The following is a 14,092-nucleotide window of genomic DNA, read 5'->3' on the forward strand; positions in this document are numbered from 1 at the left end:
TAATTAAGTATCAACTGATTTGAGGTGGAGAAATGATACAATCAAAAGCTAGAATCACAGGAATGGGGACGTATACACCAAAGCAAAAATTAACGAACGACCATTTAAAAGAAATGGTTGATACAAATGACGAATGGATTGTGCAGCGTACCGGAATGAAAGAGCGACGAATTGCTGGTGAAGGCGAATACACGTCTACGCTTGCCATTCGAGCAGTTGAAAATTTGCTTAACCGATATGCTGTAGAAATAGAAGATGTAGATGCAATTATTGTTTCGACAACAACGCCGGATCACTTTTTTCCTAGCGTAGCATGTCAGATTCAAGATTACTTTCATATTGAGCAAGCTGCTGCATTTGACTTAAGTGCAGCATGCGCCGGGTTTACATATGGCCTTCATGTGGCGAACGGCTTAGTGACGTCGGGATTGCATAAAAAGATTTTAGTTATTGGTGCCGAAGTCATGTCGAAAATTACAGATTATACGGACCGGGCCACATGCGTGCTGTTTGGTGACGGAGCGGGAGCTATGCTTGTAGAGTACGATGAGCATAATCCAAGTTTCTTAGGATGTCACTACGGAACGGACGGAAGCGGAGGGGGAAATTTATACCGTTCTAACTTATCTAACACTCTTTTTGGAAAAGAAATTAACTCGAGCGGGAATTTAGTTCAAAACGGGCGTGAAGTATATCGCTTTGCTGTCCGAACGATTCCAAAAGGAGTAGAAGCATTATTAAAGAATACTTCCATTTTTCTTTCAGATGTAAATTGGTTTATTCCGCACAGCGCAAACCTTCGAATGATTGAAGCTATTTGTGCTAAAACAGGTGTTTCAATGGATAAAACGTTAACGAGTGTGCAATACTGCGGAAATACATCTTCAGCTTCTATTCCGCTTGCTTTAAACGAAGGAATAATGACAGGGAAAGTACAGGGTAATGACCTCCTTATTCTCTATGGGTTTGGGGGAGGATTAACGCACTGCGGCTTGTTAATTAAATGGACGTGTAAAGAAAAAAGCTAAAAGGCATCGCCCTTTAGCTTTTTAGATTTTCATTACAGAGCTTTTTATTGTCGTTCCAAGAAAGTTTTTTCTTTTTATAACGGCAGGTTTGCAGTATTTTCAGCGCAAACATATATAATAGAAAAAACCCGCTTTTTTACAGCGGGTTTTCAACTGGCTTTTGGAATGGTAAAACCTACTCCAAAGACGTCGCGCACGTCGTGTACGACCACAAAAGCTTGTTCGTCGACTTTATGAATAATGCGCTTTAATTCTAGCAGTTCTTGTTTGTTCACCACTACGTACAATACGTCTTTTGCTTCTTTTGTATAGCTTCCATGAGCAGAAAAGACAGTGACGCCACGCTGCATCTTTTTATTGACTTGTTCGGCTACTTCAGCTGAACGGTGTGAAATAATAGTGATTGCTTTGCGGGGGTTGAGTCCTTCAATGATATAATCAAGCACCTTCGTTCCGATGTAAAGAGAAATAACCGTATACATCGTCTTTTCTCCACCGATGACAAAATAAGCGCTTGCTACAACTAATAAATCAATTGCCAGCATCGTTTTGCTAATATTCCAGTCTAGATATTGATTAGCTAAGCGGGCAATAACTGCAGAGCCTCCGGAAGTTCCGCCGCCTCTAAACACAAGTCCGAGTCCTACACCAGCTAAAATACCAGCAAAAATAGCCCCTAGTAGCGTATCGTCAAGAGGATTTCCCAGTCCTTCAGTTATATGTAGGAATAGAGAAGTGAAAATAATACATATAATTGTGTAAACAATCACACGTTTATGAAGCAATTTGTATCCGATCAGTACCAGCAAACCGTTTAATATAAAGTTTGTGATACCCGGAGACCAGCCTAATACATAATAGGTAATCATTGTTACACCGGTTACGCCGCCTTCTGCTAATTCATTTGGAATAGCAAAGTAATTAATGGCCAGTGCGAAAATGAGGCTCCCTAGAATAATGAGGATAATTTCTTTTATTTTATTAATCATGAACGTTACCTCCAATCATCAAAAGCTCCGAAAACACAGTCATGACAATGTATTATACCAACTCTAGAGACCGAATTAAAGATGGGATATTATTATTTTTAAAAAATCAGTTTCTGCTATTAACATAAAATCTTTTGACAGTTTTTATGGAGTATGAAAAAATAAATTGTTTGCTTTTATTTTGATTAAAAAGTTTTGCAATGAGAATGTTCGTTCGGTAAAATAGAAGCAAGAGTCAAGGGGGAGAATGAACGTGTATCAAGATGAATTAAAACAGTATGCGAAGTTAGTAATGCCCGAGCATTTAGAGAAAATGAAGAAAATGTACAGTCCCGAGGCGCATAAGCAGCCTTTAGGGTTGAAAAAAGAAAAGATTGAGCATATTGAAAATGTCATTATGAACAGTTACTCGGAGCATCATCCAGTAACGCTTCACGTCTATGAAGCAGGACATATTCAAAGGTATGAACGAGTGACGATCGATAAAGTCTCGCTGCAGTCGAATACGCTGATGGTTACAGGCCCTTGTTATACATATTCGATTCGAGCGGATGCAGTAATTGAAGCAGATGTATGGAAAGATGAAAGCTACTCTAGCTAAGAGTAGCTTTTTTGTTCGTTTTGTATCTTTTTTTTAACGCATGCATACAATACATAAAAGCATATTCTGCGAGTAGTAACTTCTAGCTACTAGGAAATTTTAATTAAAGAAGGGATTATTGTATGCAAAATGAAAAAACTCAAGTAAGAGAAATCGAATTAACGCAGTTCATTAAAAAAAGACTCGTTCGTTTTATCTCAAGTTTAGCTATTTCTTCTGCCCTTGCTTCCATATTATATATGCTTCTGTTTTTATTTAAATGATGGGTCACTTTGAGTTGTCCAAAAAGGTGGACAACTTTTTTGGTGTGTAGGCTTTTATGAAATCAGGACAAGCTATGCTCGATTCAGTCAGAAAAATTCAATCGGTCAAGAAATAGTCAAAAACAGTCATAGCTAATTGAGTAGAAGAAAACCTTTACATATAATGAGAAAAGTAGACAAATTCTTGAATTACCAGCATATTTCCTTTTGTGCTAACTATTATTAAACCAAATGCAAATCTAATTGTTCGTTCAAAAAACTTTATTTTGTAATTAAAAAAATGAATGTTTTTGATTTTTTATGATTGATTTTGAATGTAAAGCGTGATAAAGTAAGTACATGAAATAAATGAAAACGCTTTTTTGAAAAAGGAGCTAGAACATGTTAACGCCGGAAAGACATCAACTAATCTTAAAACTTTTAAAAGAGAAAGAACTTGTAAAAGTGCAAGAGTTTATCGAAGTTACAGGCGCTTCGGAATCCACCATTAGAAGAGACTTAAGTCAACTAGAAGAAGAGCAAATGCTCAAACGTGTTCACGGTGGCGCTTCGCTTATTCGCAGTAAACGAATCGAACTGAGCGTTATCGAAAAATCTGCTAAAAATGTTCAAGATAAACGAAACATTGCAGAGTATGCGGCTTCCATTATAAATGAAGGTGACTGTATTTTTTTAGATGCAGGAACTACAACGTATGAAATGATTCCTTTTTTAAAGCAAAAAGATGTAGTTGTCGTGACAAATGGTTTAATGCATTTAAACCCGATGCTAGAACAAGGTATCACCCTCTATTTAATTGGGGGATCTGTTAAACATAAAACGGGTGCTTTAATTGGCAATGGAGCTCTTTTAAGTCTTGAGCAATATCGTTTTGATAAGTGCTTTATGGGAGCGAATGGGATTCATCATCAATATGGATATACAACTCCTGATCCAGAAGAAGCATTGATCAAGCAAACGGCAATGAAGCTGTCTAGAGAATCTTATATTTTATCAGATTCCACTAAGTTTTTTGAAACAAGCTTTGCAAAAATAGCCGATTTACATGAAGCAAAAATTATAACAAATGACGTACCTAGCGATGTACTTATACAGTATGCAAACAAAACAGACATAAAGGTTGTGAAATCATGATTTATACATGTACGTTGAACCCATCCGTTGATTACGTAGTACATGTTTCAGCATTCGAAGAAGGCGGGCTTAACCGCACAACGAATGAAGCCAAGTTTCCAGGAGGAAAAGGCATTAACGTCTCTCGCGTTTTAAAGCGATTAGGTGTTGATAATAAAGCCCTCGGTTTTGTAGCCGGCTTTACAGGAACCTATATCGAAGACTACTTAAAAGCGGAGAATATCGAAACAGCTTTTACAAGAGTTGAGGGAGATACCCGTATTAACGTAAAGTTAAAAACAGAAAAAGAAACAGAAATTAACGGTCAAGGACCTGCTATTACAGACGAAGCGCTTCAGTCTTTATTGACTCAAGTAAAGCAAATGACTGAAGGCGATATCTTCGTATTAGCGGGGAGTATACCGAAAACGCTTCCAAGTTCTGTGTATGAAACGTTAACTGAACTAGCAGCAGCGAACGGAGTAAAAGTTGTAGTAGATGCAAGTGGAAAAACCTTGCTAGACGTCGTGTCTCACAAGCCGTTTTTTATCAAACCGAATCATCATGAACTTGCAGAATTGTTTGATGTAGAAGTAAACAGTGCAGAAGATGCGCTAGTATACGGTAAGAAGCTCGTAGAACAAGGAGCGCAAAACGTCGTTGTGTCTATGGCAGGTGATGGAGCACTTCTTATTAACGAAAGCGGTGTCTACAGTGCCACAGTCCCTAAAGGAACGCTAAAAAATTCTGTTGGAGCTGGCGATTCACTTGTAGCTGGATTTATTGCTTCTTACGTAAAACAAGGTGATTTATTAGAAGCTTTTCAAACAGGAGTAGCTTCAGGAAGTGCCACAGCATTCTCACTTGAATTATGTACAGCAGAAGATGTAAAGACGCTTCGTGAACAAGTGTCAATCACAAAGGTAGAGTAGGGGGAAACGAGAATGAGAATTACTGAATTATTAAAAAAAGATACAATCATTCTTGATTTAAAAAGCACGTCAAAAGCTGATGTTATTGATGAATTAGTTGGGAAATTAGACGAAGCTGGTCGCTTAAGCGACCGAGCTGGCTATAAAGAAGCAATTTTAAATCGTGAATCCCAAAGTACAACGGGAATTGGGGAAGGTATTGCCATTCCGCATGCGAAAACAAGCTCGGTAAAAACACCGGCCATTGCATTTGGACGCTCAACAGAAGGTATTGATTATGAATCATTAGACGGACAGCCTGCACACTTATTCTTCATGATTGCAGCGAGTGAAGGAGCGAATAATGCTCACTTAGAAACACTATCTCGTTTGTCTACGTTATTAATGGACGAATCGTTCCGAAAAACGTTGCTAACAGCATCATCAATTGATGAAGTCATTAAAGCAATTGATGATAAAGAAACTGAAAATGAAGCGCCGGAAGAGGAAGTAGATACAGCTTCAGATCAATTAGTGCTTGCTGTAACGGCTTGTCCAACGGGAATTGCCCACACATATATGGCAGCGGACAGCTTAAAAGCAAAAGCGAAAGACATGAATGTCACGCTCAAAGTTGAAACAAACGGTTCCAGCGGGGTTAAAAACGCGTTGACGAAGGAAGAAATTGAAAACGCTACCGCTATTATTGTTGCAGCGGACAAGCAAGTAGAAATGGAACGTTTTGCAGGTAAAAAAGTCATTCAAGTTCCAGTAGCTGAAGGGATTCGCAAGCCTGAAGAATTAATTAACCGCGCGTTAAAAGGAGACGCTCCTGTATACAGCGGCGGCGGTGGCAGCAAAGAAGGCGGAGAAAGTAAAGGATCAGAGCGTACAGGCTTTTACAAGCACCTAATGAGCGGTGTATCCGCAATGCTTCCGTTTGTTGTAGGGGGCGGGATCTTAATTGCCATTTCATTTATGTTTGGCATTCACTCAGCAGAGCCGAAAGATCCAACGTACAATGCATTTGCAGCGGCGCTAAAAACAATTGGCGGAGATAATGCATTCTTCTTACTAGTACCAGTACTAGCAGGGTTTATTGCAATGAGTATTGCTGATCGTCCCGGTTTAGCTCCCGGTATGGTTGCAGGTCTTTTAGCAGCTTCTGGCGGAGGCGGTTTCTTAGGTGGTTTAATCGCTGGTTTCTTAGCAGGTTATGTAGTAGTGGGGTTAAAGAAATTATTCAGCGGTTTACCGCAAGCGCTTGATGGAATTAAGCCAGTTCTTCTTTATCCGCTATTTGGGATTTTTATTTCAGGATTGATTATGCTTTATGTTGTAAATGAGCCAGTTAGTGCAATTAACAAAGGATTAACGCACTGGTTAAGTGGATTTGGTACAGGTAACTTAGTATTATTAGGTATTATCTTAGGCGGTATGATGGCGATTGATATGGGTGGTCCTATTAATAAAGCAGCCTTTACATTTGGTATTGCAATGATTGATGCTGGAAACTATGCACCACACGCAGCGATTATGGCAGGCGGTATGGTTCCACCATTAGGTATGGCTATTGCGACAACTTTGTTCAAAAACAAATTTACTCGCCAAGAGCGCGAAACAGGTAAAACGTGTTATGTAATGGGTCTTTCATTTATCACAGAAGGTGCGATTCCATTCGCAGCAGCTGACCCAGGCCGTGTGATTCCCGCATCGGTTATCGGTGCTGCAGTAGCAGGTGCTTTAACAATGATGTTCCACATCGGTTTACCAGCACCACACGGCGGCGTATTCGTTATCGGAATTGTACAAGGAAATCCTCTTTTATATGCACTAGCAATTTTAATTGGTGCAATTGTAACAGCGGTCCTTGTAGGTGTATTAAAAAAGCCAAAAGCAGAATAACAAATAAAGACTGATTTTACATGATGTAAAATCAGTCTTTTTGTGTTTTTCTGGTAGACATTTGTTCTTTATGAGAGTACAATTACGGTAGTATTCCTTTAATTTTTAGAAAAGTTAGATAGATAAGCTTTTCTACTTGATAAAATATGGTACAATAATCGAATATTAAAAACAAAGTAAGGAAGTGTCTCAAACATGAAGGTTGCGAAGTTTGGCGGGAGTTCAGTTGCAAGCGCAGAGAAATTTAAACAGGTTGCGCATATTGTAACGTCTGATAAAGAGAGAAAGCTGGTGGTTGTATCAGCTCCGGGCAAGCGATACGGAGAAGATACAAAAATGACAGATTTGCTAATCGCACTTTCTGCCAAAATACAGCTTGGAGAAGATTACGTCGATGAGTTTGGGCAAGTAATTGATCGCTATCGTGAAATCGTTGTGGACTTGTCTATGCCAGAAACGATTATTACTGACATTATTACGAATTTACAATCACTTATTGATTTACATAAAAACGATCCATTTCGCTTATTAGACTGCCTAAAAGCAAGTGGAGAAGATAATAACGCAAAGGTAATGGCTGCTTATTTAAACCATTTAGGTTTTGAAGCTCATTATGTAAATCCAAAAGAAGCAGGTATTTTTGTTTCTGATGAACCCGGAAGAGCAAGAGTGCTTCCACTGTCTTATGAAAAATTACCGCAGCTAAGAGAGCGTTCGGGCATTTTGGTGATTCCAGGATTCTTTGGCTACTCTGAAGAAGGGAACATGGTTACGTTCTCGCGCGGTGGGTCAGATATCACAGGCTCAATTGTAGCAGCGGGAGTAAAAGCTGATTTGTATGAAAACTTTACCGACGTAGATGCTATTTATAGCGTAGATCCAAGACTTGTGGAAAAGCCTCATGAAATGAAAGAAGTAACATACAGAGAAATGCGTGAACTATCCTATGCAGGTTTTTCTGTCTTCCATGATGAAGCGCTAGAGCCGGTTTATAAACTAGGCATTCCTGTATGTGTAAAGAATACAAATAATCCTGAAGCAAAGGGTACATTCATTGTAGCTGAGCGTCCTCACGGCGATACGCCGGTAGTTGGAATCGCTGGGGATAAAGGTTTTTGCAACATCCACGTGAGCAAATACTTATTAAACCGTGAAATTGGTTTTGGCAGAAGATTGCTTGAAATTTTAGAGGATGAAGGTATTTCATACGAACATACCCCTTCAGGAATTGATAATATCTCTGTCATCATGCGCGAGCATCAGCTTACGCCAGATGTGGAAAAGCGTGTATTTGCTCGAATTGAAAAAGAACTTGAAGTAGATGAAATCTTTATTGAACGTGATCTTGCTATGGTTATGGTAGTAGGAGAAGGAATGAATAGCACAGTAGGAATTGCTGCAAAAGCTACAGAAGCTTTTGCTCGTGCTGAAGTGAATCTTGAAATGATCAACCAAGGTTCTTCTGAGGTAAGCATGATGTTTGGTGTGAAAGCAGATGCTTTAGATCGTGCTGTTCAAGCTCTTTACAATACGTATTTTAACAGCATGTACAGTATTTCTTATTCGAATGTAAAATAAACAAGACGAAAAACCCCGCTTTCTTTTTAGAGAGCGGGGTTTTCTAGTGAAAGCGTATAAAAATCAAATTTGTGGACATAAAGGGAAGGAAGAGTGAAGTCAAAGGAGGAAATACAGTGAAGAAACGACCCTTTTTCATATTCTTTTCCCTTATAGGTATTAGCGTACTTTCAGCATGCCACAATGATGATGCAGCACCGGCAAAAGAAGCTCAAAATAAACAAGGTGTGACGAATGGCGGAACGCCGATGAGCTATGATAATCAAAGCGAAAACACATCTTTTAACTTTTCAAAATTTGATTTAGAAGTAGACTATAAGGGGCTCAACAATGATTATGAAGCCGACTACGAAAATGAAAATGATGAGATAGAAGCCAAAGTGGATGATAATATTAACGATAAGCACTTGAACGGAGACAAAGCTTTTAATAAATTATCTTCAAAATTTAAAAAGTTAAATTTTGATCAGCGCACGCCCGATGAAGATGTAAAAAAGGAAGTAATCGATGCGTTTGGTCTAAAAAAAGATTTTCAGTCGTTTGAATTAGAAGTTCGTTTTTCAAACGGAACGGAAAAAGAATACAACTTTAAACAGAAGTAAGACGTTAAAGCAAAGTATTTTAGTTGAAGGAAAATCCGAACGATGAATCGAGGTTCTTCATTAAGAATCCAACTCGTTCGGATTTTTTCATTGGTAAGGTGAACGTATGTCTCAATCTTATTTTTGATGTCTAAAAAAAGGAAAATAGTGAAAGGATGGTGATAAATAAGAAAAAGGAGGAATCACGGATGCAAAAGTTGATAATGAACGGATGCGTAGTCTTTGTTCTGTTATTGTTAGGAGCATGCAGCATGATAAAAGAGCAAAATAACGCTCATGAAAACCACCTGAAAACAGAGGAAGCGAAAGAAACAAGCGAAGTATCGGTAGAGCCTGTTAAAGTGGATTTAACAAATACATCGGGCAAAAAAGTAGGAGAGGCTACCCTGTCAGAAGCAAAGAACGGCGTGCACATTAAATTAACTGCTCAAGGTCTTTCACCGGGAAGACATGGATTTCATATTCATGAAATAGGAAAATGTGAGGTGCCGGATTTTAAAACAGCGGGTGCCCATTTTAATCCTTTTAAACGTGAACACGGCCTGAAAAATACAAAAGGCCCGCATGCAGGTGATTTGCCCAATCTAGAAGTTGCTCCAAATGGCAAAGTAGATACAGAAATTTTTGCTTCTCTTGTCACGCTGCAAGAAGGAAAGCCAAATTCTCTTTTGGATATGGATGGATCGGCATTAGTGATACATGATAAAGTCGACGATTACACAACGGATCCTTCAGGAAACTCAGGAGATCGGATTGTTTGTGGAGTGATTACAAAATAAGCCAAAAAGCTGTGAGAACATTCACGGCTTTTTTATTTCAGTAACGAGCCGCTTCTAAATTGCGGTGAGCTTCTTTTTTTTGCACAATAGAAGAAAGAGCTAAAGAAGGTGAAAACATGCATAAGCAAGTTGTCGTAATAGGCGGAGGAATAGGTGGGTTAACAGCGGGAGCGCTTTTAGCTAAACATGACTATGAAGTGACGGTTTTAGAAGCTTCTCGAGAATGGGGAGGCTGTGCAGGGAAATTTCAGCGTCATTTGTATACGTTTCCTGTTGGGGCGACGCTTGGAATGGGATTTGAGCACGGAGGGATACATGAGCGAATCAGCACGTACCTTGGCCTGGAAATTGAAAAGGTTTCTCTTGAGAAAATCATGAAAGTTCATCTTCCTCATCGTACACTGATTTATTATCAAGACCGGTATCAGCATATTTCCTATCTCCAAAAACAATTTCCCCATAAAGCAAAAAATATTAGGAGCTTTTATGAAAATGTTTTTAGAATTGCAAAAGAAATTCGCAAGCTTATGCAGTCTCTGCCGGTTCTTCCTCCTCTGACAGTCGGTGAGTGGAACAGGCTGGTAAGTTCGTTGAATTTTGGTTCTGTGAAGCTGTTGCCTTATTTTCATCAATCGTTTAGTTATTTACTAAAAAAACACAGCTTGTTAGACGAAGCGGACTTTCTTCATTTTGTTGATGGTCAATTAATAGACAGCATGCAGACAACGAGTGAGAACTGTTCAATGCTTATTGGATGTTTAGCGTTGGATATTTATCACGAAGGTGCTTTTTATGTAAAAGGTGGCTTATACAAAGTTGCAGAAGCGCTGCAAAAATCGATTAAAGTCAACGGAGGAAAAACGACTCTAGGAAGGAAAGTAGTAAAGATAGAGCGTGATAATGACGGGTGGATAGTGCATGATCATAGAGGTAACCGTTACCGTGCATCAGACGTTGTATGCAACGCGCCGGTTCAAAGCTTAAAGTCTTTGCTGCATGATGAAGATTACCAACATATTCATAAGCGGGCAAAAGAAAAAAGCGAGCTTCCGCAGTGGGGAACGTTTTCGATGTATTTTGCGATTGATGAAAGAGATCTGCCGCAAAATGTAGAGTTGTTTCAGCAAGTACTTCAATCCGAACAAGGGGAAATGACAGAAGGAAATCATTTATTTATCTCAGCCTCTCATCCTGATGATCGTTTTCGAGCGCCTGAAGGCAAGCGTACAATTACAGCGTCTACTCACATTGATCTTAGCAAGTGGAGTAACAAAGAAGCCTATGACCTTCAAAAACAAGTTCTTGAGAAAAAAATGGTAGCAGGCATTAAAACCATTATTCCTAGCATTGAAAAAGCAGAGCATCAAATTTCGGGAGCTCCTAAAGCATGGGAAAGGTTCACCTCTCGCCCAAACGGGGGAGTGGGAGGCTTTCCGCAAACGTTAGATCATGCCTTGTTCAACAGCATTTCGCATCGATCTGGCTTACAAGGACTGTGGTTATGCGGAGATACAGTGTTTCCAGGAGCGGGAACTATAGGTGTATCGGTAAGCGGCTATCATGTGTTTCAAAGTATAACGTCTCATCGCCATACGTTACCTTAACATTTCTTACATACAAACTACTATTGTTCATACCATTAAAAAACACCGGCCCCATTACCATAGGGCCGGTGTTTTCAGGAGAGGAACAGCTTCCACCACTTCCGTTTTCGCTTCATATCAGCAGCGGCGGTTTGTCTAAAGGTTTGGACAAAATCACTAAACATCTCTTCGCGTTCAGCTACGCTTTGACGATGAAGCTTACGTTCTTTCTCCATTTCTTTTAAATAATAGACTCGTTCCTCATTCATTGAATCAATTAAATCACGAAGCTCTTCTGTTGTATTAGTTGAAGAATTGTTTAATTTTTCAACCATAAATTTCACTTGATTCATCGCAACGGTGGAATTGCTTGAGAATCGGTCTAATAAATACTGCATTTCTTTAGAGGATTCATCCGCATTCTCCATGACATCTTTCATGAACAGGCGCATATCCTCGGTTTTCTCTTCAGCGATTGTTGAATAATCTTCAATCAAAGAAGTGACTTCATCAAACGATTTTTCGTTAGAACGGATAATTTTTTTAGACATATTTTCTACATCTCTTGCGCTGCGTTCTGAAGACTCAGAGATGTATGCCCCGACCGACTCCACCATTTCTACAGTTTGGGTAGCACTTTTTTCAAGCTCTCTTTTTACTTCTCCGACAATTTCTTCGCGAACTTCATTTCGCATACCTTCTCGCATTTCTTTTAACAAATCAGCTTTAAATGTATCAAGTACCTCAAACACATCTTCATAGCGGCGAACAGCTTCTACTAATTCCCCTTGAAGCAGTTCTTTTTCATTCACAACAAGGTCGTTTGGTTTTGGCTCTTCAATAGAAGCGGAAATAGCCTGCTTTTCTTCTTCAGTAGCTAATCGTGCTTCAGGTATAGGAGGGGTCTTCTCTTGCCTATTTTCTGAAATGCTTTCCTGCTTTTCAGCAGCTTTTTTCTTTTCTTGCTTCATTTGTTTATTGGAATGTTCTTGAAAATCAATGACGTTTTCTTTTTTAGCAGTTTTCAGCTGTGCTGGTTCTTCTTCTTTTGAAACCGCTGCCTCTGATTCCATCACTAAATGCTCCTGTTCTTCTTGTTCCTTTATCAGCAGCTGAACGTATTCTTTGACTTCATCTAACGTACATTGTTCATCAAACAGCTGTTTAATATCATTAAATAATTCAATTTGTTCCTCTGTATAGACACGGGCCCCATCTACTCGTTCAATTGTTAAATAGCTGCCCAATAATTTTTCCCATTGTTTTAGCGTTTTCTTTTCTACCTCTAATTGATCACTTACTTTTTTAATTGTATATGTCTCCATCATTTTTCATTTCCTCCCTTATCTATTTTCATCCAACTATGTAATGGATTATTTGTTGTATGTTGTATTCACCATATCTTCACTTGTTTTCCTGCTAGGTGACAAAGGTTGTCAAAACTAGACGACATTAGCCTTCTATGTAAAGAAAACGCATATTTTGTAAAAAAATGTACAGAAATGCACAAATGGCAAAAATGGAAAACACAAAAGAAAAGGAGAGTATAGAAAACAGTTGACGGGAAAAAATGAACCCTATAAGATAAGTTTAAATGTTTAAGTTCTTGAACATATAAACATAAGGAGTGAACACTATGTCACAGCATTATGCGCTCATCACCGGTGCGTCGGGAGGAATAGGTAAAGAGTTAGCTTATCAATTCGCAAAGGATGGGCATCCTGTAATTTTAGTTGCCAGAAGCGCTGATAAACTAGCAGCTATTGGAGAGAATTTAAAATCTACTTATAATATTGAAGTCATAACGGTTGTTAAGGATTTATCAAGAGAAGAAGAGATACAGTCATTATATAAAGAACTTAAAAATAAAAAAATGCACGTTGATTATTTAGTGAACAATGCTGGTTTTGGATTATACGGCAAATTTATTGAAACAGCTTTAGATGAAGAGTTAAACATGATTGATTTAAATATTCGAGCATTAACTCATTTAACAAAATTATTTTTACCGGATATGGTCAAAAGAAATCGCGGAAAAATTTTAAACATTGCATCTGTTGCTGCATTTATGCCAGGCCCACTTATGACGGTATATTACGCAACGAAAGCGTATGTGTTATCTTTCACAGAGGCCCTTGAAAACGAATTAAGAGGTACCAATGTAACGGTAAGTGCTCTATGCCCGGGTCCAACTAAAACTGGTTTTAGCGACCGAGCCCAGCTAAGCAACTCCAAGCTTTTTCAAAGCGGTGCAATGGATGTAGAAACAGTAACGAAAGTTGGCTATAAAAAATTTATGAAAGGGCAGACGGTTATCGTACCAGGAGTACAGTTTCGTCTTGCTACGTTCATCCTGCGCTTCGTGCCAAGAAAGTGGCTTACATCCGTTGTCCGAAGAACGCAAGAAATTAAATAAAGGAGAATATATATGAGTGAAAAAGCAGTCGAGTTATTTCGTGCCAGCATTCCTATTTTTCAGGCTCTAAGTGATTCAGCAAGACAAGATATTATTTTGCTGCTCGCCGAAAAAGAGCCTTTAACCGTTAATGAAATTGCAAACGAGTCTACTCTATCACGACCGGCAATTTCTCATCATTTAAAAATTTTACGCGATCAAAAGCTTGTGCAAATTGAGCAAAAAGGGACGCAGAGATATTATTCACTAGCTTTAAGTGAGGCAGTTGAGCTATTAAAAAGCTTGCTTGCTACAGTTGAAAGCGAATGTTTATAGGGAGATGAA

General features: G+C 38.8%; 14 protein-coding genes. 12 read left to right on the forward strand and 2 right to left on the reverse strand.

Going from position 1 to position 14,092, the window contains the following annotated elements; translation table 11 throughout:
- Positions 1-32 precede the first annotated feature (32 nt).
- Positions 33-1,028, forward strand: coding sequence for a beta-ketoacyl-ACP synthase 3 (locus ACN6NE_RS21945; protein ID WP_474327240.1), 996 nt, complete (start codon positions 33-35; stop codon positions 1,026-1,028).
- 149 nt (positions 1,029-1,177) lie between these two features.
- On the opposite strand, the gene ACN6NE_RS21950 is transcribed toward ACN6NE_RS21945, so the two are convergent.
- Entirely contained in the window at positions 1,178-2,017 is an 840-nt protein-coding gene (locus tag ACN6NE_RS21950; RefSeq protein WP_063248093.1) for a YitT family protein, read from the reverse strand.
- A gap of 247 nt (positions 2,018-2,264) precedes the next feature.
- Between ACN6NE_RS21950 and ACN6NE_RS21955 the strand changes: the two genes are divergently transcribed.
- From ACN6NE_RS21955 to ACN6NE_RS21995, 9 genes are all read left to right on the forward strand, one after another.
- Positions 2,265-2,618 (forward strand): YolD-like family protein, encoded by a 354-nt coding sequence (locus tag ACN6NE_RS21955; RefSeq protein WP_129708725.1) that lies wholly within the window; start codon positions 2,265-2,267, stop codon positions 2,616-2,618.
- A gap of 122 nt (positions 2,619-2,740) precedes the next feature.
- Positions 2,741-2,881 carry a hypothetical protein gene (locus ACN6NE_RS21960; RefSeq protein ID WP_013056833.1) on the forward strand — a complete coding sequence of 47 codons (141 nt, stop codon included), beginning with the start codon at positions 2,741-2,743 and terminating at the stop codon, positions 2,879-2,881.
- Positions 2,882-3,262: 381 nt separating this feature from the next.
- Positions 3,263-4,015: a DeoR/GlpR family DNA-binding transcription regulator gene (locus ACN6NE_RS21965; protein WP_013056834.1), complete on the forward strand. Its 753-nt coding sequence runs from the start codon at positions 3,263-3,265 to the stop codon at positions 4,013-4,015.
- Positions 4,012-4,926 carry a 1-phosphofructokinase gene (gene pfkB, locus ACN6NE_RS21970; protein WP_474327245.1) on the forward strand — a complete coding sequence of 305 codons (915 nt, stop codon included), beginning with the start codon at positions 4,012-4,014 and terminating at the stop codon, positions 4,924-4,926. Before ACN6NE_RS21965 ends, pfkB begins: the two co-directional genes overlap by 4 nt.
- Positions 4,927-4,938: 12 nt before the next feature.
- Entirely contained in the window at positions 4,939-6,810 is a 1,872-nt protein-coding gene (locus tag ACN6NE_RS21975; protein WP_013056836.1) for a PTS fructose transporter subunit IIABC, read from the forward strand.
- Between the two features lie 195 nt (positions 6,811-7,005).
- A complete protein-coding gene (locus ACN6NE_RS21980; RefSeq protein ID WP_013082960.1) occupies positions 7,006-8,388 on the forward strand; it encodes an aspartate kinase in 1,383 nt (460 codons plus the stop codon).
- Between the two features lie 116 nt (positions 8,389-8,504).
- On the forward strand, positions 8,505-8,990 hold the full coding sequence (locus tag ACN6NE_RS21985; RefSeq protein ID WP_474327248.1) for a YusW family protein: 486 nt from the start codon (positions 8,505-8,507) through the stop codon (positions 8,988-8,990).
- 188 nt (positions 8,991-9,178) lie between these two features.
- Entirely contained in the window at positions 9,179-9,769 is a 591-nt protein-coding gene (locus ACN6NE_RS21990) for a superoxide dismutase family protein (protein ID WP_129708729.1), read from the forward strand.
- A 116-nt stretch (positions 9,770-9,885) separates the two neighbouring features.
- Complete coding sequence (locus ACN6NE_RS21995) at positions 9,886-11,373, forward strand: FAD-dependent oxidoreductase (RefSeq protein WP_474327249.1); 1,488 nt, start codon at positions 9,886-9,888, stop codon at positions 11,371-11,373.
- Between the two features lie 74 nt (positions 11,374-11,447).
- Here the strand turns inward: ACN6NE_RS21995 and ACN6NE_RS22000 are convergent, their stop codons facing one another.
- Entirely contained in the window at positions 11,448-12,680 is a 1,233-nt protein-coding gene (locus tag ACN6NE_RS22000; protein ID WP_474327251.1) for a helix-turn-helix domain-containing protein, read from the reverse strand.
- Between the two features lie 308 nt (positions 12,681-12,988).
- Here ACN6NE_RS22000 and ACN6NE_RS22005 point away from each other — a divergent pair, with 308 nt between their 5' ends.
- Positions 12,989-13,768: an SDR family NAD(P)-dependent oxidoreductase gene (locus tag ACN6NE_RS22005; protein ID WP_474327253.1), complete on the forward strand. Its 780-nt coding sequence runs from the start codon at positions 12,989-12,991 to the stop codon at positions 13,766-13,768.
- 12 nt (positions 13,769-13,780) lie between these two features.
- Positions 13,781-14,083 carry an ArsR/SmtB family transcription factor gene (locus tag ACN6NE_RS22010; RefSeq protein WP_129708738.1) on the forward strand — a complete coding sequence of 101 codons (303 nt, stop codon included), beginning with the start codon at positions 13,781-13,783 and terminating at the stop codon, positions 14,081-14,083.
- The last annotated feature ends 9 nt before the right edge of the window (positions 14,084-14,092 follow it).

Source organism: Priestia sp. 53B2 (genome assembly GCF_056099005.1).